The organism is Nitrospirillum amazonense (genome assembly GCF_007828035.1).
Taxonomy (GTDB): domain Bacteria; phylum Pseudomonadota; class Alphaproteobacteria; order Azospirillales; family Azospirillaceae; genus Nitrospirillum; species Nitrospirillum amazonense.
Genome location: NZ_VITV01000002.1, coordinates 794,442 through 818,157, shown reverse-complemented (window position 1 = coordinate 818,157; position 23,716 = coordinate 794,442). Strand labels below are relative to the sequence as shown.

General features: G+C 66.6%; 21 protein-coding genes. 10 read left to right on the top strand and 11 right to left on the bottom strand.

Annotation, left to right across the window (positions count from 1 at the left end; all coding sequences use genetic code 11):
- Positions 1-4 precede the first annotated feature (4 nt).
- Positions 5-1,240, bottom strand: coding sequence for an MFS transporter (locus FBZ87_RS07675; protein WP_246134283.1), 1,236 nt, complete (start codon positions 1,238-1,240; stop codon positions 5-7).
- A gap of 299 nt (positions 1,241-1,539) precedes the next feature.
- Here FBZ87_RS07675 and FBZ87_RS07670 point away from each other — a divergent pair, with 299 nt between their 5' ends.
- The 3 genes from FBZ87_RS07670 to FBZ87_RS07660 are packed head-to-tail and all read left to right on the top strand — an operon-like array spanning position 1,540 to position 5,636.
- Positions 1,540-2,649, top strand: coding sequence for an LLM class flavin-dependent oxidoreductase (locus FBZ87_RS07670; RefSeq protein ID WP_145609699.1), 1,110 nt, complete (start codon positions 1,540-1,542; stop codon positions 2,647-2,649).
- A complete protein-coding gene (locus FBZ87_RS07665) occupies positions 2,646-3,206 on the top strand; it encodes an NADPH-dependent FMN reductase (RefSeq protein WP_145609698.1) in 561 nt (186 codons plus the stop codon). The genes FBZ87_RS07670 and FBZ87_RS07665 overlap by 4 nt, the downstream gene beginning before the upstream one ends.
- A 27-nt stretch (positions 3,207-3,233) precedes the next feature.
- The gene (locus FBZ87_RS07660) at positions 3,234-5,636 is read left to right on the top strand and encodes a beta-glucosidase family protein (RefSeq protein WP_145609697.1); all 2,403 of its coding nucleotides are present in this window, start codon (positions 3,234-3,236) and stop codon (positions 5,634-5,636) included.
- A gap of 48 nt (positions 5,637-5,684) precedes the next feature.
- Here FBZ87_RS07660 and FBZ87_RS07655 read toward each other — a convergent pair whose 3' ends face one another.
- A complete protein-coding gene (locus tag FBZ87_RS07655; RefSeq protein ID WP_145609696.1) occupies positions 5,685-6,491 on the bottom strand; it encodes a TetR/AcrR family transcriptional regulator in 807 nt (268 codons plus the stop codon).
- Between the two features lie 561 nt (positions 6,492-7,052).
- Between FBZ87_RS07655 and FBZ87_RS07650 the strand changes: the two genes are divergently transcribed.
- The 3 genes from FBZ87_RS07650 (at position 7,053) to FBZ87_RS07640 (ending at position 11,730) form a co-directional block, all read left to right on the top strand.
- The gene (locus FBZ87_RS07650; protein WP_145609695.1) at positions 7,053-9,341 is read left to right on the top strand and encodes a TonB-dependent receptor; all 2,289 of its coding nucleotides are present in this window, start codon (positions 7,053-7,055) and stop codon (positions 9,339-9,341) included.
- A 62-nt stretch (positions 9,342-9,403) separates the two neighbouring features.
- Positions 9,404-10,051 (top strand): gluconate 2-dehydrogenase subunit 3 family protein, encoded by a 648-nt coding sequence (locus FBZ87_RS07645; protein WP_145609694.1) that lies wholly within the window; start codon positions 9,404-9,406, stop codon positions 10,049-10,051.
- Positions 10,048-11,730: an FAD-dependent oxidoreductase gene (locus FBZ87_RS07640; RefSeq protein ID WP_145609693.1), complete on the top strand. Its 1,683-nt coding sequence runs from the start codon at positions 10,048-10,050 to the stop codon at positions 11,728-11,730. The genes FBZ87_RS07645 and FBZ87_RS07640 overlap by 4 nt, the downstream gene beginning before the upstream one ends.
- Here FBZ87_RS07640 and FBZ87_RS07635 read toward each other — a convergent pair.
- Complete coding sequence (locus tag FBZ87_RS07635) at positions 11,727-12,137, bottom strand: nuclear transport factor 2 family protein (RefSeq protein ID WP_145609692.1); 411 nt, start codon at positions 12,135-12,137, stop codon at positions 11,727-11,729. The genes FBZ87_RS07640 and FBZ87_RS07635 overlap by 4 nt on opposite strands.
- A 245-nt stretch (positions 12,138-12,382) precedes the next feature.
- Positions 12,383-12,763, bottom strand: a complete 381-nt coding sequence (locus FBZ87_RS07630) for a winged helix-turn-helix transcriptional regulator (RefSeq protein WP_145609691.1) — start codon at positions 12,761-12,763, stop codon at positions 12,383-12,385.
- A gap of 74 nt (positions 12,764-12,837) precedes the next feature.
- Here FBZ87_RS07630 and FBZ87_RS07625 point away from each other — a divergent pair, with 74 nt between their 5' ends.
- Entirely contained in the window at positions 12,838-13,818 is a 981-nt protein-coding gene (locus FBZ87_RS07625; protein ID WP_145609690.1) for an SDR family oxidoreductase, read from the top strand.
- A gap of 82 nt (positions 13,819-13,900) precedes the next feature.
- On the opposite strand, the gene FBZ87_RS07620 is transcribed toward FBZ87_RS07625, so the two are convergent.
- Genes FBZ87_RS07620 through FBZ87_RS29125 form a run of 3 tightly spaced genes read right to left on the bottom strand, consistent with a single transcriptional unit; the run spans position 13,901 to position 15,392 of the window.
- On the bottom strand, positions 13,901-14,569 hold the full coding sequence (locus tag FBZ87_RS07620) for a peroxiredoxin-like family protein (protein ID WP_145609689.1): 669 nt from the start codon (positions 14,567-14,569) through the stop codon (positions 13,901-13,903).
- 54 nt (positions 14,570-14,623) lie between these two features.
- Positions 14,624-15,244, bottom strand: a complete 621-nt coding sequence (locus FBZ87_RS07615; protein ID WP_145609688.1) for a glutathione S-transferase family protein — start codon at positions 15,242-15,244, stop codon at positions 14,624-14,626.
- Positions 15,237-15,392 carry a hypothetical protein gene (locus tag FBZ87_RS29125; RefSeq protein ID WP_186454632.1) on the bottom strand — a complete coding sequence of 52 codons (156 nt, stop codon included), beginning with the start codon at positions 15,390-15,392 and terminating at the stop codon, positions 15,237-15,239. The genes FBZ87_RS07615 and FBZ87_RS29125 overlap by 8 nt, the downstream gene beginning before the upstream one ends.
- A 115-nt stretch (positions 15,393-15,507) precedes the next feature.
- On the opposite strand from FBZ87_RS29125, the gene FBZ87_RS07610 reads away from it, so the two are divergent.
- Positions 15,508-16,404, top strand: a complete 897-nt coding sequence (locus tag FBZ87_RS07610; RefSeq protein ID WP_145609687.1) for a LysR family transcriptional regulator — start codon at positions 15,508-15,510, stop codon at positions 16,402-16,404.
- A gap of 90 nt (positions 16,405-16,494) precedes the next feature.
- Positions 16,495-17,274: an enoyl-CoA hydratase/isomerase family protein gene (locus FBZ87_RS07605; protein WP_211106871.1), complete on the top strand. Its 780-nt coding sequence runs from the start codon at positions 16,495-16,497 to the stop codon at positions 17,272-17,274.
- Positions 17,275-17,331: 57 nt separating this feature from the next.
- Here FBZ87_RS07605 and FBZ87_RS07600 read toward each other — a convergent pair whose 3' ends face one another.
- The 3 genes from FBZ87_RS07600 to FBZ87_RS07590 are packed head-to-tail and all read right to left on the bottom strand — an operon-like array spanning position 17,332 to position 22,095.
- The gene (locus FBZ87_RS07600; protein ID WP_145609686.1) at positions 17,332-19,410 is read right to left on the bottom strand and encodes a beta-galactosidase; all 2,079 of its coding nucleotides are present in this window, start codon (positions 19,408-19,410) and stop codon (positions 17,332-17,334) included.
- 48 nt (positions 19,411-19,458) lie between these two features.
- A complete protein-coding gene (locus FBZ87_RS07595) occupies positions 19,459-21,072 on the bottom strand; it encodes an alpha-L-fucosidase (RefSeq protein WP_186454631.1) in 1,614 nt (537 codons plus the stop codon).
- Positions 21,073-21,078: 6 nt separating this feature from the next.
- Positions 21,079-22,095 carry a LacI family DNA-binding transcriptional regulator gene (locus tag FBZ87_RS07590; RefSeq protein ID WP_211106870.1) on the bottom strand — a complete coding sequence of 339 codons (1,017 nt, stop codon included), beginning with the start codon at positions 22,093-22,095 and terminating at the stop codon, positions 21,079-21,081.
- A 193-nt stretch (positions 22,096-22,288) separates the two neighbouring features.
- On the opposite strand from FBZ87_RS07590, the gene FBZ87_RS07585 reads away from it, so the two are divergent.
- Positions 22,289-22,633 (top strand): L-rhamnose mutarotase, encoded by a 345-nt coding sequence (locus tag FBZ87_RS07585; protein ID WP_145609684.1) that lies wholly within the window; start codon positions 22,289-22,291, stop codon positions 22,631-22,633.
- A gap of 60 nt (positions 22,634-22,693) precedes the next feature.
- Here the strand turns inward: FBZ87_RS07585 and FBZ87_RS07580 are convergent, their stop codons facing one another.
- Positions 22,694-23,500 (bottom strand): IclR family transcriptional regulator, encoded by an 807-nt coding sequence (locus tag FBZ87_RS07580; protein WP_145609683.1) that lies wholly within the window; start codon positions 23,498-23,500, stop codon positions 22,694-22,696.
- Between the last annotated feature and the right edge of the window lie 216 nt (positions 23,501-23,716).

Sequence of the window (23,716 nt, the reverse complement as noted above, 5' to 3'; positions counted from 1 at the left end):
CGCGTCAGGGCACCGCGTCCAGGGGGGATGGCTTGGCGCTCAACAGGGCCGCCAGGGCGGCACCGGCGGCGGCGAGGGCCACGAGGCCCATGGTGACGAAAGCGGCCTGTACCGTTCCGTTCGTCAGCGCCTTGGCGCCGGCGACGACGAAGGGGCTGGTGAATTGGCCGAGGAAGAAGCAGGAGGCCCAGATGCCCATGCCGCGCCCGCGATGGGCGAAGGGCAGCACGCCCTGTGCCCAGGCGATGAGGGATGGCACGGTCATGCCGGCGCCCATCTGCTGCAGCAGCAACAGGGCCAGCATGATCCTGTAGTCGCCCGACAGCCCGACGCCGGTCAGGCCCACGCCCAGCAGGGCGAAGAAGCCCGCCAGCTGCAGCGCCGTGGCGCGCTTGCCGAGGTAGCCGAACAGCAGCGTGCCGATGGGGACGCCGATGCTGGCCACTGAGATCAAGGTGCCCACCCTGCTGGGGCTATCGACGCCCACCTCGCGGAACACCAGGCCGCCCTGGATGATGAAGACGTAATAGATCGTGGAGGCCAGCAGGGTGACGGCGCCGTACAGTGCCACGGCACGCACCGGGAAGGAGGGGACGGGCCCGTCACCTTCCGCCGACCGGGCCTGGGGTGTGGTGGACTTTTCCGGCTCGAAAATCAGGACGTACATGCCCAGAAAGATGGGCAGGGCGATGAGGTAGATGAGGAAGACGCCGTTCCAGCGCAGTTCGGTCAGCACACCGGACGCCGCGATCACGGCCGGCGCCAGGGCCGAGCCGGTGACCCCCTGGATGACCAGCCATTTGCGCCGACCCGCCGGGTCGTAATAGTCGGCGATCAGCGTGTTGACGATGGTCAGGATCGCCGCTTCCGCCACGCCCAGCAACAGGCGGGATGCGATGACGGCATGAAGGCCGTCCAGAAAATAGGGCAGGGCGCCCGCGATGCCGTACAGCAGCGTCGACCAGACCAGCAGCGGCCGCCGGCCCAGACGGTCCACCGCCAGCCCGGCGAAGGGGGCCAGCACGGCGATGGCCAAGCCCGGCGCGGAGACCAGCACCGGCACCAGCAGCGACGCGTTCGCGACATCATGGAAGTGGTCCAGGATGGTTGGCACGGCCGGGGCCAGCGAGATGATCGCCAGGATGGGCAGGAACCCGCTGATCACCAGGATGATGCCCTGTCCCAGACCGGCCTTGCGCTGGGCGCCCTCTGTCGGCGCGATGATCGCCCGATCCACCATGAATTTCCTCCCTGCGGCGTCGCACGCCATAACAGAATTATTATTTTGAAAATAATGAGGACGAGGGAACTGTTTTGTCAACGCGGGAGTCGGTCGCGGCGCACCGAAACCGTTTTTTTCCTCGCATGGAGCCATTTTTTCGGAGGGGCGGCCGGTTTCGATTGACGGCAAGCGATTTCGTCGGTTACAGATTAAGAATAACAATTCTAATTTATGTGCCGAGTTCGGCTTGAGGGCCGACGGCCGGACCGCGACGGGACGGTCCCACGCCGGAACAGGGCGACCTAACGGAGGAAACAGTGCGCTTCTCGACCTTTCTGAACGCCCGCTCCATGGGGCCGGAGCAAGACCGCGCCGTGATGCTGGGCATGATCGACCATGCCGAACGGGCCGAGGCGTCCGGTTTCGACGCCGTCTTCCTGCCGGATCATCATTTCACGGGCTACATGCCCATGGCGTCCGATCCCTTCCTGTTCGCCGCCTACCTTGCGGCGCGCCTGAAGCGGGTGCATTTCGGCTTCTCCGTCACCACCGTGCCGCTGCATCACCCCGTGCGCTTCGTGGAACGCATCAACATCCTGGACCAGCTGACCGAGGGGCGGATTCTGGTCGGCGTGGGCAGCGGCACGACGCCGGAGGAGATGATCGGCTTCGGCGTGAACTACAAGGACGCCTCCCGCCTGGCGGAGGAGAACCTGGCCATCGCCGAAACGCTATGGGCCAAGGCCGCGCATGACGCGCCGGTCGTCTTCGACAACGGCCATTACAAGGGCGAGGTGGTGCAGCGGATCGCGCCGGTGGCCTACACCCCGGGCCATGCCAAGCTGATGCCGGTGGCCATGAAGGAGACCAGCGCCCGGCGCGCGGCGGAGCACGGCTGGCCCGCCTTCATTCCGGCGTTCACCCCGCCCCGGATTGGCGGGACGGAGCCCATGGTCCATGTGCGCAAATACTTCACCGCCTATCGCGACATGCTGATGGCGGCCGGCCACGCGCCCGAGGTCGTGGCCCATGCCCTGTCCTGGTCGACGCACACCTACCAGTGCGTGCACGTGGCGGAGACCGACGCGCAGGCCCGCCGCGAACTGGAGGACATCCTGACCGTCTACCAGGAAGCCGTTGACCGCGAGGCGGCGTTCAACGCCAAGGCCGAGGCGACGGAGGCCAACAAGAAGACGGACCGGACCCCCAACGCCCTGACGGAAGACTGGATCGGCACCTGGTGCCTCTACGGCAGTCCCGAGACGGTGATCGAGCATCTGCGGCCCTACCAGGAACTGGGCATCGGCAACATCCTGTGCGGCATGCTGACCGGCCCCCTGACCGAACGGCGCATGGCCTACGCCAACCAGACGCTGGACCTGATGGCCCGGAAGGTCATTCCGGCCCTGAGGGGGGCCGGGCGATGAGCCGGCCGCTGATCGTCGGCTTCGGCGGCACCACCCGCCCGGGCTCATCGGGCGAGCGCATGGTGGCGGCCGTGTTGTCGGCCGCCGCGGCCCTGGGGGCAGAAACCCGACTTTTCGGCGGCGCCGACCTGGCGGCCCTTCCTCACTTCGCGCCGGAGAATCGCCAGCGCACGGCGGAGCAGCGCGATTTCGTCGACGCGGTGCGCGCCGCGGACGGCCTGGTCATTGGGTCCCCCGGTTATCACGGCGGCGTCTCCGGCCTGGTGAAGAACGCCATCGACCTGCTGGAGGACTTGCGTGACGACGACCGCCCCTATTTTGACGGGGTGCCGGTCGGATTGACGGTCACGGCGGCCGGCTGGCAGGCGGGCGGCGTGACGCTGACGGCGTTGCGCGGGATCGTTCACGCGATGCGGGGGTGGCCCACCCCGCTGGGCATCGCCGTGAACACGGTGGCGCAGAAGCCCTTCGATGCCGAGGGGCATTTGGTCGACGCCGGCATCCTGGAGCAGGTCCAGGTCCAGGCCCAACAAATCATGCTGCTGGCTGACCTCTGATCGCCGGCGCCTTGGGGGAATTTTCAAATGTCTGTCGATTTGCCGGATGATCCCGTCGCCATCGCCCCGCTGACGAGTGGCCGTGACATGTGGTCGACGGCCGAACTGCCCGGCATCCGTTCCATCAAGATGGCGGACGGCCCGATGGGCATCGCCTCGGGCCGGGTCGATGAGCGGGACGTGGCGGCCCTGACGCCCTGCGGCACCGCCCTGGGGGCCAGCTTCGACGCCGACCTGGTGGCCCGCGTGGGCGCCATCGTGGGCGATGAGGCGCGGCGCCTGGGCGTGGACGCCGTGCTGGCGCCGAACCTGAACCTGCAGCGCAGCCCGCTCTGCGGCCGCGCGTTCGAGCTGTTCGGCGAGGACCCCTATCTCGCCGGCGCCTTGGGCGCCGCCTGGATCGCCGGCCTGCAGAGCCGGGGGGTGGGGTCCGTCGCCAAGCACCTGGTGTGCAACGACAGCGAGACCGATCGCGACAGCATGAACGCCGTGGTCGACGACCGCGCCCTGCGCGAGGTTTACCTGCTGCCGTTCGAAATGGCGGCGACGGCCGGCTGCGTCGGCATCCTGGCGGCGTACAACCGCCTCAACGGCCATTATTGCGTGGAACATCGCCAGCTGCTGAGGGATATCGTCAAGGGGGACTGGCGCTATCCCGGCTTCATCGTGTCCGACTGGTTCGGGGGCCGCGACACTGTGCGTTCCGCCCTGGCGGGACTGGATCTGGACATGCCCGGTCCCGACCGGGTGCTGGGGACGAAGTTCGCCGCCGCGGTGGCGGCCGGCACGGTGCCGGCGGATCGCCTGGCCGACGCGGCGGGCCGCGTGGCCGGGGCAGTGCGGGCCATCGACGGGCTGCCGCGCGGCAAGGCCGTTGCCGACCCGGACGGCGTGCTGGTCGAGGCCGCCGCAGCCGGCTTCGTGCTGCTGAAGAACGAGGGGGACGTGCTGCCGCTGGCGCCGACCGCCGTGCGGCGGCTGGCGATCATCGGCCCCAACGCGACCAGCCCCTGCCTGCAGGGCGGCACCTTCGCCAAGATCGCGGTGCGTCCCGACTTCGTCACGCCGCTGCGCGCCATCCGCGAACGCTTCGGTGACGCCGTCGAGGTGGTCTATGAGCAGGGCGTGGCGCCGGAATACCGCCTGCCGCCCCTGAGCGTCACCCCCGCCCGAGACTTGGGCGATGGGGCGTCGCGCGGCATGACGGTGGAGTTCTTTGTCGGCGATGGCGACGGCGAACCCGTGTTCGCGGAGACCCGCGACACCAACTCGCTGACATGGTTCGTCGGGCTGCCGGGAACGGATCACCTGAAGCAGGCCGGCCGCATCCGGGCCAGCGGCTGGTACGTGCCGGAACGCGACGGCGCGCATCGCATCCACATTGGCGGCACGGGCAGGCTGCGCCTGGCCGTGGACGGCCGCGAGGTGTTCAGCGGCGGCGGGCCGGTGGCGCCGTCCGACCTCATGGGCATGCTCAAAGGCGGGGACAGCCAGTCGGTGGTGCTGGACTTGGCCGCCGGCACGCCCGTGCTGCTGTCCTTCGAGGTGGCTTACACCCCGGCGCGGGCCCAGGGCCTGTGGTATGGCATGGCCGGCCCGGACCTGCCGGCCGAGATGCTGGCGCGCGCCCTGGCCGCGGCGGCACGGGCGGACGTCGTGTTGCTGATGCTGGGTGAGACGGCGGACGCCGGCGTGGAAAGCAAGGACCGCCCCGGCACGTCCCTGCCGGCCGCGCAGATCGAGCTGCTGCATCGCCTGCGGGAGGTCAACCCCAATATCGTGGCCATATGCAACGTGGCCCACGCCTTCGACCTGTCCTGGGAGGAGAAGGTGAGGGGCCTGATGATCACCTGGTACCCCGGTGAGCAGTATGGGCCCGCCTTGGCCCAGGTGCTGGCCGGCGACCGGGAGCCTGGCGGCCGGCTGCCCCTGAGCATCGCCCGCCAGGACGGCGATTACCCTGCCTTCGGCCTGAAGCCGGAGGCGTCGGGCGACGTGCCCTACCGGGAGGGACATCTCATCGGCTACAAAGGCATGCAGGCCGCCGGCACGGCGCCGCTGTACGCCTTCGGCGCCGGCTTCGGTTATACCCGGTTCACGGTATCCGAGCCCTCGCTGACCCCCACCGCCGATGGCGGCGCCATGGTGGCCGCGAGGGTGCGCAACGTCGGCCCGCGTGCGGGCAAGGCGGTGCTCCAGGCCTATGTCGCCGGGCCGGACGGTATCCGACACTTGCGCGGCTTCGCCAGCGTCGTCGTTCCGGCGGGGGAGGAGGTGCCGGTTCACCTCACCCTGCCGTCGCGCGCCTTCGCCCACTGGGACACCTCGGCGGGCGGCTGGCGGACGGCCCCGGGCCGGCACGACGTGACGCTGGGGTGGAGCAGCCAGGACCTGCCCGTGCGGCTGGTCATCGAGCGGACGACCGCCTGAAAGGCCGGATGGCGGCACGCGCGGCGGCGGGGCACGCGGGATGGGCGTTCAGCCCGCCTTGACCTTAGTGCTGGGCCGGCCGCGCGGCTTGCGCTGGGGAACGGGTGCTGCGCCGTCGGTTCCGTGTTTCATGTCGGCCTGCGGGGCGGGATCGACCGAAGAAGCCGGCTGGCCGCCGTCATGGGCGATTGCCGTGGTGGCGCGGGGCTCGGTCATGAGATAGGCCGCGAAGGAATGGGTGAGGTCGCGCTTCAGCTGTTCCCATTCCCACGCGTCCCCCTGTTCCCGGTTCGACCCCAGTCCCAGCACGCGGGCCAGGGCGGAATACATGATGTTGAACCCCGCCTGCACCGCGCGTTCCGGGTCGGGGTGCGCGATATCATCGCGGTATCTCAGAATCGCCAGCTTGATGTCGGCGATGGCCGCCTGATGGGACATCTTGCCCAAGCGGGCCACCACCGGGTCATGGTTGGCGCGCAACATCATGGCCCTGAGGATGTCCGCATGATGGCGCAGGTGCTCCGCCATGCCCGCGGTCAGCGCCGCGACCAGGTCGTGCAGGTTGCTCGTCTCCAAGGCCACCCGCGCGATCAGTTGTCGCTGTTCGTGCTGGATGTCCGTTTGAACACGCTCCTGCACCACGCGGATCAAATCATCCTTGCTGTCGAAACGGCAGTAGATCGAGCCGACGGACACCTTCCCCACACGACTGACGTCGGTGAGGGTGAATTCATCGTTGCCATGGATCTTCAGCAGCTCCTGCGCCGCCGCCAGCATCCGTTCGTACGAGGCCTTGCTGCGACTTTGCACGGGCTCGCGCTGCGGGCCTGGCTTCACCGCTTTCCGTTCACTCATAAGCTCCGCTTTCCCCAAAAGGCTCGTGGTGATTTGGAATCATAGCGCTGATACCATTTTCGGCCGCCTGCCGGAAACCGCAATGACCTGTGCTCAACCATGCCCGAAAAATGGCGTGGCGGCAAACCGGCCGCGGTTGGCCGCGGTTGGCCATCGCCACCTGGATATCGCAATGGGCGCCGCCAAACCCGCCGTGCGTGGCTCTAAGAATATAATGGTGATTCTGATATGTGCGACGCAGCATAAGTTTTTTGAGAGTGGGGGATATCCTTTACCCTCGCGACGGGTGGTGGCGCCGTGTGGCGGAATATCGGCGGATATTTGGTTCAGTTAATTGATTACATTGCGCTATTTTCTGCGTTTCCACGGTGCGTGATCCCGTGCCCCGGCATCTGCCGCGCCGTGCCCGCCGGCCTGCGATCCGAAGTGTGGCCATTGCGATGGATTGGCCCTGGACAAGAACCATAATCCAGGTTCTAATTATCTCCAACAAATGCGGGGAGGAATGGATGGGCCGGTAAACCGTCGGACACCTTCCCGACATCACAGGGGAGGGTGTCCATGAAACCATCGATCAAATTGCTGCTGCGCGCCTCGACGGCGCTGTTCCTGACGACCGGGGCCGCCATGGCGCAGACCGCACCGGCGTCCACCGGCGCCAACGCCGCCGACACCTCCCTCATGGAAATCGTGGTCACGGCCCAGAAGCGTAGCGAAAGCGTGCAGCAGGTGCCGATCTCGGTGACGGTCATCGGCGCCGACCAGCTGGCTCGCCGGGGCGTGCAGTCGGTGCAGGATCTTTCACAGGCCAGCGCTTCGTTGGAATTCACGGCACCCACCGCCGCACCTGGCGGCGGGGGCTTCGTTCGTGGCATCGGTACCAACCAGGTGGGCAACGCCACGGCCGCCAGCTCCGTCAGCATCGTGCTGGATGGCGTGGTGCTGGGCAACGTGCCGGTTTCGGATATTTTCGATACGGAGCGGGTGGAGGTGCTGAAGGGCCCGCAGGGCACGCTGTTCGGCAGTTCGGTGTCGGCCGGCTTGGTCAACATCACCACCAAGGCGCCCGTCCTGGGTGAGACGTCGGGCTATGTTACCACGGAATTCGGCCTCACCGGCCTGGGCTCGGGATATTCCCGCGACGTCGTGCGCGCCGCCCTGAACGTGCCGGTGACCAGCAATTCGGCGCTGCGCCTGGCTGCGCACTTCTACGACAACTCCGGCCTGACCAACGACACGGTCACAGGCAAGGATGAAGACCAGAGCAACTACGGCATCCGCGCGCGTTACCTGGCCCAGCTGTCCGACAAGCTGACGTTCAACCTGATCGGGGACTACAACAAGACCGACGACAGGGATCCGGGCGGCCTGATCTATCGGGCGGCCACCGCCGGCTCGCCGCTGGCCCAGGCCCTGGACGCGTGCGGCATCGTGCCCTCCGCCTCCAACACCAGCCAATGCAACCAGCAGGGGCTGTATGACCGGGCGCAGATCGGCGGTGTGTCGGGTCAGTTCGATCTCGACCTGGACGGCATGACGCTGACCTCCATCACCGCCGGGCGCCGCCTGCACGACACCACCGCCGTCGACCTCATCGGCATCACGCCGTCGGTGGCGCGCCAATACATGCAGAACTGCAATTTCTCGGACTGTTTCCCGGTGGTGGCGCTCTACGCCGGCACTACGACCACGCCGCAGGTGAACAATCGTTCCCTCTTCTCGCAGGAACTGCGCCTGACCTCCTCGGACAACCGGGACCTGGAATGGGTTGGCGGCTTGTATTACCAGCGCACCGCCCTCGCCGGTTCCAAGCCGGGGTTGCTGCTCATCCACCCGGCGGCCGTGGGCATGGACCTGACGGCGGCCAGCGGCACGCAGGCCATCCGCGCCGATAGTGAGGACTATGCCGCCTTCGGCAACGCCACTTGGTACCTCGAGCCGGGAACCCGGCTGATCGGGGGCTTGCGCTTCACGCATTCCCGCGTTCATGAGGAGGAGGCGGACCCCATCAACGCCGGCGTGCCGGACACCTTCGCCGCGACCGGCTACGCCAACGCCGCCACCTGGCGCGCGGGCGTACAGCACGATTTCGACCGGGACACGATGGCCTACGCCACGGTCTCCACGGGCTACAAGGCGCCGCAGATCAACGACCAGCTGACCACAACCGACCATACCCTGGACCCCATCAAGGCGGAACGGCCCATCGGGTTCGAGGTGGGTGTGAAGAAGACCATGTTCGATGGGCGGCTCTATGTTGATGCCGACCTCTTCTATACCGATGTGAAGGACTTCCAGACGCAGTCGTGTGTTTCGGGCATCAGCGGCCTGAACTGCTCCAACATCAACGTGTCGAGCGTCGTCACCAAGGGCTTCGAGTGGGAAATTTTCGGCCACCCCTTCGCGGACACGACGGTCAACGTTTCCGGTATCGTCAACATCGCCGAATACCCGCAGGGCTTCATCGGGGCCGACGGGTCGGACATGTCCAACAAGCAGCTGAACTACGCGCCCAAGTTCAAGATGACCATCTCGGCCGAGCGGCAGTTCACCCTGTCCGACACCTACAGCCTGGTCCTCGGGGCTGATGCCACCATCCGGACCAAACAATCCATGTATCTGTCGGCGGACCCGACCTACGTCGTTCCGGGCCAGACCATCTTCAACGCCCGGCTGACCCTGAAGTCAGAGGACGACTGGTCGGTGGGCCTGTTTGGCCGCAATCTGGGTGACAAGGTCTATCCGACCCAGCTCTACCCCACGACGGCGTTCGCCAAGGGTGGGCTGTGGCAAGTGATCGACCCCAACGCGCGCCGGGTGGTGGGAATACAGGCGGAAGCCAAGTTCTGAACCCGGGCTCGCGGCGGTACGGGGCTCATCCGCCGCCGCCGAACCCCTCTGGAGGATAGCCCATGGATCAAGGTAAGCGGGATGCACGGGGCACCGGCCGGCGCCAGTTCCTGATGACCATGGCGGCCGCTGGCGCCGCGCTGACGCCCACCACCCTTTGGGCCCAGGTCAAGGCTGGCGCGGACGCGTCCGCCGTCAAGGCCTTGGCGCCCTCTCAGCGGGCGCTGCTGGACCGGGTGGCCGATTTGACGATACCCGACAGCGACACGCCCGGCGCGCTGGCGGTGGGGGTGCCGGCCTTCGTCACCCTGGCGCTGGCCCATGGCCTGGAGGGGGCCGGCGCGCCCGTTCCCGCGGCCCGCTTCACCGGCGGCGCGGCTCCGGACGGCGCCACCGTGCTGGACTGGCTGACGTTCGAGCTGGACCTGAAGACGGGTGGCGCCTTTCTGTCGGCGGCACCCGCCGCCCAGATGCGGGCGCTGACGGCCCTGGATAGCGCGGCCTATGCATCCGGTGGCCCACCCGGTGGCGACGCGTCGCCCTGGCGCCTGCTGAAAGGGCTGATCGTCACGGGATACTACACCTCCGAGGCGGGCGCCTCGCAGGAACTGCAATACGACCTCGTACCGGGACACTGGGACCCGGATGTGCCGGTGGGCCCCCATGCGCGGGCCTGGTCTAACGATTGGACGGCGGTGGACTTCGGATGAGCACTGAGTTTGACGCGATCGTGGTCGGTTCCGGGATCACCGGGGGCTGGGCCGCCAAGGAACTGACGGAGAAGGGCCTGAAGGTCCTGATGGTCGAACGCGGCCGCATGATCGAGCACGGCAGCGGTTATGTGACCGAAACCCTGGCGCCCTGGGAAATGCCTTTCCGGGGGGAGGGCGACGCGGCGCTCTATGCCCGCGATTTCGCCGTCCAGTCCAAGAACCGGCATTTCACCGAGTTCACGCAGAACCATTTCGTGAACGACAGGGACAACCCCTATTCGGTGGCGGAGGGCACGGAGTTCAACTGGTGGCGCGGTTACCAGCTGGGCGGGCGTTCGCTGACCTGGGGCCGGCAATCCTACCGCATGAGCGATTATGACTTCGGCGCCAACAAGAAGGATGGCCACGGCAGCGACTGGCCCATCCGCTATGCCGACCTGGCGCCCTGGTACGACCATGTGGAACGCTTCATCGGCGTGTCCGGCCAGGCGGAGGGCGTGGCCTCCTTGCCCGATGGTGTCTACCAGCCGCCCATGGCCCTGAACGTGCTGGAACGCTACGCCAAGGGGATCATCGAGCAGCGCTGGCCCGACCGCCGCCTGACCATCGGGCGCACTGCCAACCTGACGCAAGAGAAGGAGGGGAGGTCCGCTTGCCAATATCGCTCCATCTGCGCGCGCGGCTGCTCCTACGGCGCCTATTTCAGCACCCAGAGTTCCACCCTGCCGGCGGCCCAGAAGACCGGCAACCTGACCCTGGTGACCGACACGGTGGTGGAGCGGGTGGATTACGACGCCCGGACGCGGCGGGCGACCGGCGTCTCGGTGCTGAACGTGAAGACGGGGGAGCGGCGGCGGCACACCGCCCGCATCGTCTTCCTCAACGCCGGTGCCTTCAACACCAACCACGTGCTGTTGCGCTCACGGTCCGATGCTTTCCCCGCGGGGCTGGGCAACTCCAGCGGCCTGCTGGGCACCCACATCATGGACCATGCGACCACGGTGGGGGCCGTCGCCCTGTTCGACCGCTTCCAGGACCGCACGACCTATGGCAACCGCCCCACGGGCATCGTCATTCCGCGCTTCCGCAACCTGGACCGGCAGGAGGGTGATTTCCTGCGGGGCTACAGCTTCCAGGGCGGCGCCTTGCGTAGCACCTGGACGCGGGCCAAGCGCGAGGCGGGCGTGGGTATGGACTTCAAGGCCGCCATGCGCGGCCCCGGCGGCTGGCGCATGGTGCTGGTTTCCTTCGCGGAAAGCCTGCCGCGGCCGACCAACCGCCTGACGCTGGATCCGGTCAAGACTGATGCCCTTGGCGCGCCGCTGCTCAAGATCGACTTCACCCATGGCGAGAACGAGCGGAAGGCCCTTGCGGATGCCGGCCGCGAGGCCAGCGCCATGCTGACGGCAGCGGGCGGGAAGGTCGTCCTGTCGTTGGACCGCCCCGGCGTGGGCGGCAGCGCCATCCATGAGATGGGCGGCGCCATGATGGGCGACGACCCGCGCGCTTCCGTCACCAACCGCTGGAACCAGCTGCATGACGTGCCCAACGTCTTCGTCAGCGACGGTGCCGCCATGGCCTCATCGGCCTGTCAGAATCCGTCGCTGACCTATATGGCGCTGACGGCCCGCGCCTGCGATGCCGCGGTGCGCCTGTTGCGGGAGGCTAAAATCTAGGGTGTGCCGGCGGATCGCTGAAACTCTTCGGATGTCTCGTCGAGGAAGACGTACAGCGCCGCGATTTGGCCATCGCGGACTGTGATGACATCCCAGCCGGTATAGTCGGGTGTTTCACCGCGCGGCCCTGAGCCCCAGGCCAGCCGCCCGGCATCGTGCAGCACCTGCGCCTTGCCCTGCGGGGTGTAGACATAGTGCGGATGCGTCGCCCGAAGATCACCGGCGAATTTGTTGATCGCCTCGCGCCCGACGATCACGCCGGGTGGCACGTAAAGCACCCCATCCTGTGCCCAGAGCTCGTCGATTGCCGCGCGGCGGCGCGCATCGTCGCCTTCGCCGAAGACCTCCTCGAGGTTCCGGTAAAGCAACGCGCGGATGCGCTCCTCGGATTCATTGGATTGCATCATGACATGTTTCCTTGAGAGGGCGACCGAACCTCGGCCAGGACACCCTTCGCATTCGTATCGAACGTGCGTCGGTGCCGGTAATAGATACCAATGGAACGATGTGACCTATAGTAGGGTAATTTAGCACCCAATGTTTCACGGGCGGAACAATGGCGCGTGAAAACCGCGGCCGGTTGTGTCGTGGCCTGACCGGGTAGATACACGCGACCATCTTTGGACGGGCCGGAACCCAGGCGCTCATCGGTCTAGTCCGCCAATCGGTCCTGGTAGCGCAAGGCCCAATCGTGCAACGCGCTGAAGGTCGGCATGAGGTCGACGCCGGCTTGTGACAACGCATACTCCACCCGTGGAGGCACCTCGGGGTAGGCGGTGCGAATGACGATGCCGTTGCGCGCCAAGTCACGAAGCTGCTCGGTCAGCATATGCTGTGTGATGCCCGGCAGCGCGCGGCGCAGTTCGCCGAAACGCATCGGGCCGGCGACCAGGCTGCAAACAATCTCGATCTTCCATTTGCCGGTAATGGCCCTGATCGCCCGCTGGAAGCGCATGACCTCGATACGCTCCGGTCCCGTGCACCCGTCGCATTCGTCACCGTACGCGCGCGGCTCGATAGTCTGCTTTTCCATATTACCTCTCAAAACCCATCCTACTTGTCCTAATTCATCTGTCTGGCCGAATGTGAGGGCAAGGAGAAGGCGAAATGAGCAAGATTCTTGTCACGGGTGGTTCGGGGTTCCTCGCCGGCCACTGCATAGCGGCGGCGCTGGCGGCGGGGCACGAGGTTCGCACAACGCTGCGCAATCTCGACAAGGCTTCGCAGGTCCGCGCCATGATGGTGACGGCAGGTGCGGATCCCGATCACGGGCTTACGTTTCATGCCGCCGATCTGGGCCATGACGACGGTTGGGATGCCGCCGCCGCAGGCTGCGACTATGTCCTGCACACCGCGTCGCCCTTTCCGCCCGTTCAGCCGGAAGACCCCAATGATCTGGTCATACCGGCACGCGATGGAACCTTGCGCGTGCTGCGCGCGGCCAGCCGCGCCGGAGTGAGGCGTGTTGTCCTCACCTCCTCTTTTGCCGCGGTCGGATATGGCCCAGCACTGCCAGGCCATGTCTATACGGAGGAGGATTGGACCCCCGTTGATGCACCAAACCAACCTTACATTCTGTCCAAAACCATCGCGGAGCGCGCGGCATGGGACTTTGTGGGGGAGGTCGGGACCCCGGAACTGAGCGTCGTCAACCCGACCGGAATATTTGGGCCGGCGCTCGGGCCTCAGCTCTCCACGTCGATGAACATCATCAAGGGATTGCTGGATGGCGCCTTTCCGCCTGAACTGCCGGATATGTGGTTCGGCGTGGTGGACGTGCGCGACGTTGCCGACCTGCACCTACGGGCCATGACCCAGCCAGCCGCGGCTGGTGAGCGCTTCATCGCGGTAAGCGGCGAACCCCTGTCCCTGCTGGAGGTTGCCACCATCCTGCGTGAATGTTTTGGGGCCTCAGCCACCCGGGTCCCCAGGCGCGCCGCCCCTCCCTCTCCCAACGCGAACCGTCGGCGTTCCAGTGGTATCAAGGCGAGACAACGGCTCGGCTGGTCGCCGCGGCCGGGGAAGGAAGCGATTGTCGCCAGTGCTGAAAGCCTGATGCGGCTCAAATTGCTGCGGACATTCGACTAGGACCGCGTTGGGGCCGGCGTGCCTTCGAGGGTTGCTTCCTTGACAGGAAGCAGAGCCGGCCGCTGACCCGGCCGGCATATGCTCAGGCGTTCACGGCGCGACGCAGGGCCGGCACCATGTCCTCGGGCTCGGGCCGGTGGGTGTAATCGGGATTGACCTCGGCATAGAGGATCGTCCCATCCGGCGCGATGACATAGCGGGCCGGCATCGGCAGCGTCCAGCTCTGGTCGCCGTTGAAGGCCGGAAGATCATTCTTCAGGCTCTTGTAGAGATCGACGAGATAGCCGGGCAGCGCGAAGCGAAGGCCGAAGGCGGCGGCCACGTCGTTGTGTGTATCGGACAGAATGGGGAAATTGAGCGCGTTCTGACGGACGGACTTGCGGCTGTTCACCGGCAACTGCGGAGAGATGGCGACGAGGCTTGCGCCCAGCGCCTCGAACGCCGGCAAGGCCACTTGAAGCGCTTGCAGCTCCATATTGCAGTAGGGGCACCACACGCCGCGATAGAAGCTCACCACCAGCGGTCCCCTGGCCAGCAACGCCGCCGATGAGACCGGCTTGCCATCGGGATCGTTCAGCGTGAAGGGGGGCGCCTGATCACCGGCCTTAAGCGCACGGGTGGCGGCGCCGCTGGCGATCAGCTCGGCGGTCGCGCGGTGCATGGTCTCGATCACCGACGGCGGCACGTTGTAGGGCGGCTTGCCGGCTTCGAAGTCCGCCTTGAAGGCGTCGAGCTTGGATTGCAGGGACATGGGACATCTCCGTGAAGCGGGCGGGGCTCATTCCCCGCCGGAATTGAGTGAGCGTCAGGCGGACGGCAGCAGGGCGTTGACGCGGGAGAGGGCACGCTGGACGGCGGGCCGTGCCGCGATGTCGGCGTACCAGCGGGCGACATGGGGCGTGTCCTCCAGCCCGACGCCGGCGAACTCGCGCCGCCACAGCCAGCCGAAATGGGCGATGTCGGCGATGGTGAACGCGTCGCCGGCGGCGTAGCGATGCCGCGACAGCACCCCATCCAGTACGGACACGGTGCGTTTGGCCTCACCCAGGAAGCGCTCTATCGCGATCGGCTGCGGCTCGGCCGCGAAGCGCTGGAAGAAACCTGACTGGCCGAACGCGGGACCCAGCCCCGAGGCATGGAAGAACAGCTGCTCGAACACCCGGGCCCGGCCCTCGCCCGAGGGCGGCAACAGGCGGCCGGTCTTTTCGGCGAGATGGACCAGGATGGCGGCGGACTCGGTCAGGACCAAATCGCCATCGACCAGCACGGGCACCTTGGCGTTCGGGTTGAGTGCCACGAAATCGGGCGCCTTCTGCGCGCCCTGGCGGACGTTGACGGCATGCAGCGCATAATCAAGCCCCAGCTCCTCCAGCGCGATCGGCACCTTGATGCTGTTGGGCGTGGCGAAGGCGTAAACCTCAAGCATGACGGGATTCCTTGTGACGCAGCCCGGCGCGCAGGATCGGCGCGGCCAGCGCGACGAGTGCTGGAACCGGGCTGCCGGTGATTTGAAAGGCGAGGATCCCGTCCAGCAGGGACGGCGCGGCGGCGGTTCCCATCAGCCAACGAACCATGATCTCGATCTCCTCACCCCCTTCGGCCCATCCGAAGGCACGCCATAGGTGCCCGTTCGACACTCGACGGGGCAGTGGGCCCTGGGCGATAAAGCTCATTCCAAGGAGGAATGGCATGGACCGATATCAGGCAATGGCGGCGTTTGTCCGCGTGGTGGAGACCGGGTCCTTCTCAGCCGCCGCACGGCAGCTGAATGTCGGCCAGCCCGCCGTCTCCAAGACGATCGCCCAACTGGAGGACCGGCTTCAGGTCAACCTCCTGATCCGCTCGACCCACGGACTGAGTCCGACCGAGGCGGGACACCGGTTCTATGAGCGGGCCAAGGCCGCCATCCGGGAGGCTGACGAGGCGGACCTGGCCGCCCGCGGTGCGGGGGCGGGGCTGTCCGGTATCTTGCGCGTTTCGGCCGCGACCACCTTCGCCCGCCTGCACATCGTGCCGGTGCTGCCGCGCTTCCTTGAACAGCATCCCGAACTGGAGATCGACGTGATCCTCGACGACCGCGTCATCGACTTGGTGGCCGAGGGCATCGACGTATCGCTCCGGATGGGCGCGCTGCCCGACTCATCCGCGGTCGCGCGCAAGCTGGCGACGGGCCCGCGCTCCGTATTGGCCACGCCGGCCTATCTGGCGCGCCGGGGGGAACCGCAGAGCCCCGCCGACTTGGCCGGACACGAAGCCGTTATCCACAGCCAGTTGCCCAGCGTGTGGTGCTTCACCCGCGACGGCACCGAAGCGTCGGTCTCCATGCGCGGGCGCGTCAAGGTGAGCGCGGCTGAGGGGCAGCGGGCGGCGGTGCTGGCCGACATGGGGCTGACGGTCGCCTCGGACTGGATGTTCGCGCCTGAGCTGGCCAGCGGCGCGGTGCGCCGGGTGCTGGGGGACTGGACCCTGCCCTCCCTGGACCTGTGGGCGGTCTTCCCCGGGGGGCGCATGGCCAGCGCCAAAGCGCGCGAATTCGCCCGCTTCGTGGAAGGGGTGATGGCCGAGCCGTATTCCACGCTGGAATAAGCCATATCGCCCCACGGCCTCGTCCGCCCCGCCGTTGGATGGCTTAGCTAATCCGTCAGGCCGCCGCTTCCGGACGGCTTGAGATCAAGGATGAGCACCATGGCCAAGTTCGAGACCTATCGCGACGCTTTCCCCAACGCCCGGCTGACCCGCAAGGACAATGGCGTTCTGGAAGTCGCCCTGCACACCGATGGCGGCAAGCTCGTCTTCAACGGGCATACACATGAGCAATTCGTCGAGCTGTTCCACCAGATCGGTGAGGACCGGGACAATCGCGCCGTGATCCTGACCGGCACGGGCGACGCCTTCATGGACATGATCAATCCCGAGGGCTTCGACTTCTTCACCCCCCAGGGCTACGACAAGATCCTGCGCGAGGGCCGCAAGGTGCTGTCCAATATCCTCGACATCGAGGTGCCCATGATCACCGCGCTGAACGGTCCGGTCCTGCTGCACAGCGAATACGCGCTGCTGACCGACATCATCCTGGCAACGCCGGACACCGTGTTCCAGGACAAGCCGCATTTCGAGTTCGGCATCGTCCCCGGCGACGGCATGCACCTGTTGTGGCCGCATGTGATCGGCTCGGTCCGGGGGCGCTACTTCCTGCTGACCCGCCAGATGCTGGACGCCCAGACGGCGAAGGACTGGGGGGTGGTCAACGAGATCGTGCCGGCGGACCGCCTGCTCGCCCGCGCCCATGAGATCGCCGACGGTATCGCCGCGCTGCCGCCGCTGACCGGCCGCTACACCCGCATCGCGCTGACCCAGCAGCTCCGCCGCCTGATCGATGAAGGCACCGCCTTTGGCCTGGCGCTCGAGGGCATCAGCGCCGCCGACGTGGCGCGCCGCATGGCCGCCCAGGGCTAGAACCACGGCAGCCGCCCGGCAAGTGCCGGGCGGCTGGTTCCAGCGGCCGCTTCACCTTCAGGGCAGCAGTTCGGCTTCCCAAGGACCCAGAACCAGGGTGCCATCGTAGCGACGATTGCTGACAAGCCCGGTTTTGGCGCCCGTGATGGCGACGTGCTGCGTCTCCCGCGTCGTGTTCACATACAGCGTCCGTCCATCCACGACGCGGGCGTAAACCCCATCCGGGGTCTGCGGCCCCTGATGAACGCCCGCCAGACCATAGGCGTAGGCCAGGACCGGCGCCATGGCGGCGGGGGCAGGTTCTGTCCCCAGGTACAGGGCGGTGCCCTTGCCGAACTTGTTGATGGTGATGGCCGGCGTATGGTCGGGGGTGTTGTCGAAGGTCGCCAGCACCGTCGCCGTCGTCGGCGCCAGCACTTCATAATAATGAGTGGTGGCTGCCGTCGATGACGACCCTAGGCTGTAGCTCAGCGGTGCCTCCGACCGGTAGAACGCGTTGGTCTTCAGCCCGAACACATCGGACAGGCGGCCCGGCAGGGGCGTGTCGAACCATTGCGCATGCTCGTCCACCTTGGCCGAATAGCCGGTCATCAGCACCGTGCCGCCGTTCTGGACATACTCCCGCACGGCCTTCGCCGACGCCGGGTCCATCACATAGTCGGCGGGAATGACCACCAGCTTGTAGGGCGCCAGCGTGTCGTGCCCGACGTTGATGATGGCGGTATCGATGTTGGCCTTGAACAGGGGCTCGAACGCCGCTTGCACCATGTCGCCGTAGGCGCCCTGGAAATACTGCCGGGTGGTGCTGGACGGCCCGTTGGGGTGAGAGGCGATGGCGGATTCGAAGGAATAGGCGATGGCCACCTCGGGACGGGTGTGGCGCGGGAAGCCGTAGCGGGAGAGGCGCTTGAACTCCCCGGCGATGCGGCCGAACTCGTCCACCTTCCAGGACGGCGTGCCGTCGTGATCGACCAGGCCGAACAGGGCCTGCTCCTCCCCGCCCAGGTGACTGTTGAAGGTCCAGGCCAGGATGCCTTGCGCACCCATCAGCAGCCCGAGATAGGCGTACATGCGGCTGCGGCCGGGCGTGCCATAGTCGCCGCCGCCGCCGGCCGTGAACTCGTTGAACCAGATGGGGGTGGGCAGGTCGCCCTTGGTCATCAGCGCGTTGAACGCCCCGCTTATGGGGTCGGCGGGGTAAAACCCCTCCGCGCCGTAGGAGACGTAGGATTTGTAGGTCGCCAGGTAATCGAAGCCGCGCCGTGGCGCATAGTCCCAGAGGTTGGAGATGGTGGGCAGGTCCGGCATGGCGCGGCGGCGGATCGCGTCCAGCTCCCGAAGGCGATCCACGGTGACGTCGGACCAATAGCGGTGCAGGTCGAGGAAGCGTTCCGCCGGGCCGGGGCCATCGGCCAGGGGCAGGTCCACGTCCGAGAAATCGTTGAGGCGGCGCGACCAGCGCTGCGTCGCCCAGGCCTTGTTCAGCGCGTCGATGGTGCCGTACTTGGCGCGCAGCCAGGTGATGAAGCGCTGGCGGTCGGCCTCGGAATAGGACATGAAGCCGTTGCCGATTTCATTGTCGTATCCCACGGCGATGACCGCCGGGTGGTGGGCATAGCGCTTGGTCATCGCCTCGGCCAGGATGCCGGCCTCGCGCACGTAGTCCGGATCGCTGATGTTGTCCATGTAGCGTTCCGCCGGCGGTAGCCGCGCACCCGCCTGGTTGACGATATCGACGCCGGGATAGGTCCGGTGCAGCCAGATGGGGGCGGGCGTCCCGGGGATGTCCAGGATCACCCGGATGCCGGCGGCGTGCATCTTGTCCAGTACGGCGTCGAACCAGTCGAAGGTGAACTTGCCCTGCGCCGGCTCGAACGAATCCCATGACAGGTCGCCCATGCGCACCACGGTGAAACCCGCGTGTTTCATGATGGCGATGTCCTGGTCGATCTGCGCCGGCGTGCGGTCGATCGGCTGGTAGCAAGCGCCGACGAATAGCTGGTTCGGGCCCGGCCAGCTGGCGGGTACCTCGGACTCCCCCGCAGTGGCGGCGGCCATCGATGCGGTGCACAACAGGGTGGTCAGCAGCGCGCGCAGCGCCTGGCGCCGGAAACCGGCTGGAAAACGCGATGTCATCTCTGTCTCACACGATCTGTTCTGGCGCCCGTGCCGTCGGGCCGGCGCTTATCGGATGCGGAAGGCGGGGGTGAAGGTCGGCCGCTGGTCCGGCAGGGTCACGCTGACGCCGTCGTCGGTCTGCTTGAACTCCAGGGCGCCGCCGCCCAGCAGGTCGACGCGCTGGACGGGGCGGGCCGCCGGCGTCAGGGTCCGGATGGTCAGGGACTTCCCGGCCGGCCATTCCTGGGCATAGGCGTAGAGCGTGTCGCCCTTCACCGTGAACCGGATGTCTTCCGCCGTGAAGGGGCGCAGCTTGGCCTCGTTGAACTTGCCGGCGGCCACTTCCGTCGGTCCTTCGCCGTAGGTTTTCCAGGGGCGGGAGTCGAAAATCCCCTCGCTGTTGACCGCCATCCAGCCGACCAGTTCCTCCAGGATGCCGCGTTCCAGCTCATCGATGGTGCCATCGCTGCGGACCGGGACGTTCAGCAGCAGGCAGCCGTTCTTGCTGACCACATCCACCAGGCGCTGCACCACCTGATGCGCGCTGAGGTAGCCCTTGCGTTCGTACAGGGGGCGGCTGTAGTGCCAGTCGCCCAGGCATGTGTCGGTCTGCCAGGGTTCGGTAACGATGTGGTCGGCAAATCCCCGCTCGATGTCGGCCACCACGGCGCGGCGCTGCAGGTCCGTCAGTTCCTTGCAGTTCACGACCACATCCACCGCACCCTTGCGGGCCAGACTCTGGTTGTAATAGTGGGCGGTGGCGCGCAGGCCGTAGTCGCCCAGGGGCAGGCCGGTATCGTCGAAATAGACCAGGTCCGGCTGATAGCGGTCCATCAGATCTTGGCACCGCTTCAGCCAAGTCTCGGCGAAGGCCCGGTTGGGGGGCACAGACTCGTTCCAGATGCCGTCGTGGGACTCGTGCCAGGCGTTCATGGCGGCCAGGTCGGTGATCCCATCCGGGACCACCATGTTGCGTCCCGTATAAAGGTTCTGGGGGTCCAGTCCCTGCCACCATTTCCCGGCCCCATCGGCCTTGGTCAGGCGGAAGGCGTCGTAGCGCTGGCCCGCCCGGGGACCGGTGGCGTCATAGCCGTAGGCCGTCTGGTACCAATGCCAGGCATGGCTCGCGTGGTTGCTGACGCCGAAGCGCAGGCCGTGTTTGCGCGCCGCGGCCGCCCAGCCGCCCACGATGTCCTTGCCCGGGCCCACCCGCGTGGCGTTCCAGGCATGGTGGCGGGAGTCGAAGTTGTCGAAATTGTCGTGGTGGCAGGCCATGGACACCAGGTACTTGGCGCCTGCCGCCTTGTAGAGCTTGGTCAGTTCCTCCGGATCCCACCGCTCCGCCTTCCAGCGGTTGATCAGCTCCATGAAGCCGAATTGCGTGGGGTGCCCGTAGGTTTTGACATGGTGTTCGTAGCTGGGGTCCCCCTGCATGTACATGCGGCGGGCGTACCAGTCGCCAAACTCCGGCGCGCACTGCGGTCCCCAATGGGCCCAAATGCCGAACTTGGCATCGCGGAACCAAGCCGGCGCCTGGTACCCGGCGGCCAGGGAATCCCAGGTGGGCTCGAACGGGCCGGCGTCGGCGCGCGCCTTGGCGGAGGCCGGTGCGGCGGACAAGGTGAGGGCTGAGACCGCGCCAGCATAGCGGACGAGGTCACGACGCGTCGGGCTTACCATAAGCAGCTATTCCTTCGAGAACCGGATGGTGGAGGCGCGCGCCATCAGGCGCGGCGGCACGAGATCGACCTGGGGTGGCGGCGTGGCGTTCTTGCTGCGGGCCAGGCTGGTGGCCAGCTGGGCCACGCGCCGGCCGATGGCTTCGGCGCCCTGGTCGACAGAGGAAAGGGGGATGCGCAGGAAGTCGGCGTAGGAAAGGTTGCCGCAGCCGATGATGGCGATGTCGTCCGGGATGCGCAGTCCCGCCTCCAGCACGGCGCGCATGGCACCCAGGGCGGAGGGGTCGTTGTAGCAGAACAGTCCGTCCGGGCGGGGGGACAGCGCCAGCAGGCGGCGTGTCGCGGCATAGCCGGCCTCCTCGCCCCGGTGGTCGCCCGATGGCCCCAGGTCCATCACCAGATCCGGCGCCGCCGCCAGCCCGTGCTGGGCCAAGGCCTGTCGGTAACCGGACAGGCGCCCCGCCGCCGTGCTCACCTCCGGCCCGCGAAGATGGGCGATGCGCCGGCAGCCTTGCGCGATCAGATGCGCGGTGGCCAATGCGCCCACCGCCTCGTCGTCATTGCCGACGAAATGGGCCTCGGCCCCCGCGAAGCGCCTATCCAGCAGAATGTGGGGCGTGCCCCGCCGCTCGATCTCCCGCAGGCCATCCATCGTCGTCTGGGTGGAGGCCAGCACGATGACATCCACCTGCCGGGCCAGCAGATTCCGGATCTGCTGCCGCTCCGCATCCGGCTCCTCATCGGAGGAGGAGATCAGCAGCCCGTATCCGTGGGCCCGGATGTCGTTGGAGATGGCTTTGGCGATGCCCGCGAAGAAGGGGTGGAGAAGGTCGGGGACGATCAGGCCAATGGTCCAGGTCTGGCCCGTGACCAGCGACCGGGCCATCAGGTTCGGCTGGTATCCCAGCTCCGCCACCCGCTCCAGCACGCGGCGGCGTGTCGCCTCGCCGATGTCCGGGTGGGCGCGCAGCGCCTTGGACACCGTGACGACAGACAGCCCCAGTTCCAGCGCGATGTCTTTCATGCGGGCGGTCAAGATGCGCGCCTCTCCCCATAGCATGCCGGCGCAGCCTTTCGGCCTGTTCGGACGGCAGTTATCGTTAACTTTATCGATTAAGCATATTTATAACAAGTTCATTTTCTGAAAAACTGTTGTCGGCGGCTGGCCGTCATGCGCACTGGTTTCCCGGTGCGGGACTTGAGAGGAAAAGACCTCGATGAACCGTCATGTCCTGATGTTGGATTTGAAATCCGATCCCGTCCTGATCGAGCGCTATCGCCAGTGGCACGCGCCCGGCCAGGTGCCGCCGGCGGTGGTGCGCGCCATCCGCCAGGCCGGCATCCTCGAGATGGAAATTCATCTCTGCGGCGATCGGCTGGCGATGATCGTGGATGTGACGGATGACTACGACCCGGCGGCCAAGGCCGCGGTGGACGCCGCCGATCCGGATGTCCAGGCCTGGGAGGCGCTGATGGACACGTTCCAGCGCCGCTTGCCCTGGGCCAAGGCGGGTCAGAAGTGGGTGCCGGCGGATCGTATTTTCAGCTTGGCCGAACAGTGATACGGGGCCGGCGACGGCCGCTCCCCTGCGGGGCCTCCGTCGTCGGCATTGTTCCCACCGTCAAAGGGAAGGCGTGGGGTCCGGCTTGGCGGGCATGTACCCAAGCGTCGCCGAGATATTGGCGGCGGCGACCCTCAGCAGTCCCTGGGCCGTTTCAAAATCGACCTTCTGCGATCCATCGATCAGCGCCAGGAAGGGAATGGTCAGCGCGCCGACGATATCCCGATCAAACCCGAACACGGGATAGCTGATGTCGGTCACGCCGTGGGTGATCGGGCTCTTGCGATGGTCGAAACCATCCCGCCTGATGATGTCCAACCGCTGGCCTAATTCCTCGCGGTTGGCCGACACGCCCTGCATCGCCTCCGCCTCGGCGACGATGCGGTCGGCCCGTTCCGGCTTGGAAAAGGCCAGGATCACCTGACCCGAGCAGCTCTTGAGCATGTCGATCGCCGCACCCAGCCGCAGCGAAAACCCCCGCGTGCCCGGATTCTCTTCCCGCGCGATGACAAGCCCTTCGCCGCCGTTGGGGACAACGAAATGGCAGGATTGCCCCGTCTCGATCGCCAGCCGCCGCATCTCGGGCAGGGCGGCGTGCAAAAGGTTCTGCGTCGGGGTCGCGCGATAGGCGAGGTCGAGCAGCTTGTAGGCCGCCGTATAGCGGTCCGATTTAGCGGACTTCTGAAGATAGCCCAGCTGTTCCATCACGATGACGACGCGGAACAGCTCACCGACCGAGCGATTGAGGTGCGCGGCCATCTCGCTGACCAATGCCCCGTCGCGATGCTCCGCCAGCATCTCCAGGATTTCAAACGCCTTTTCTATGGCCGGCGCGGCATAGGTGCCTTTAGGGCCCGCTCGGGTCATGTGGTTCCCCCTGATCATCAACGCGGTCGCGTCCCATCGATAGCCCACATTCCGGCGGCTCGAAAGCCTCGGGTTTCCTTGATCCTGGCGCCACGGCGGGCGTCGGCCGCCCAAATCCGAGGGACATCCCCGGCAAAAACACCCTCAAAATTTGTATTGCATATATGATAATTGAATTGTACTGGTGAAAATCATTCCGAGCATAAAAATCATCAG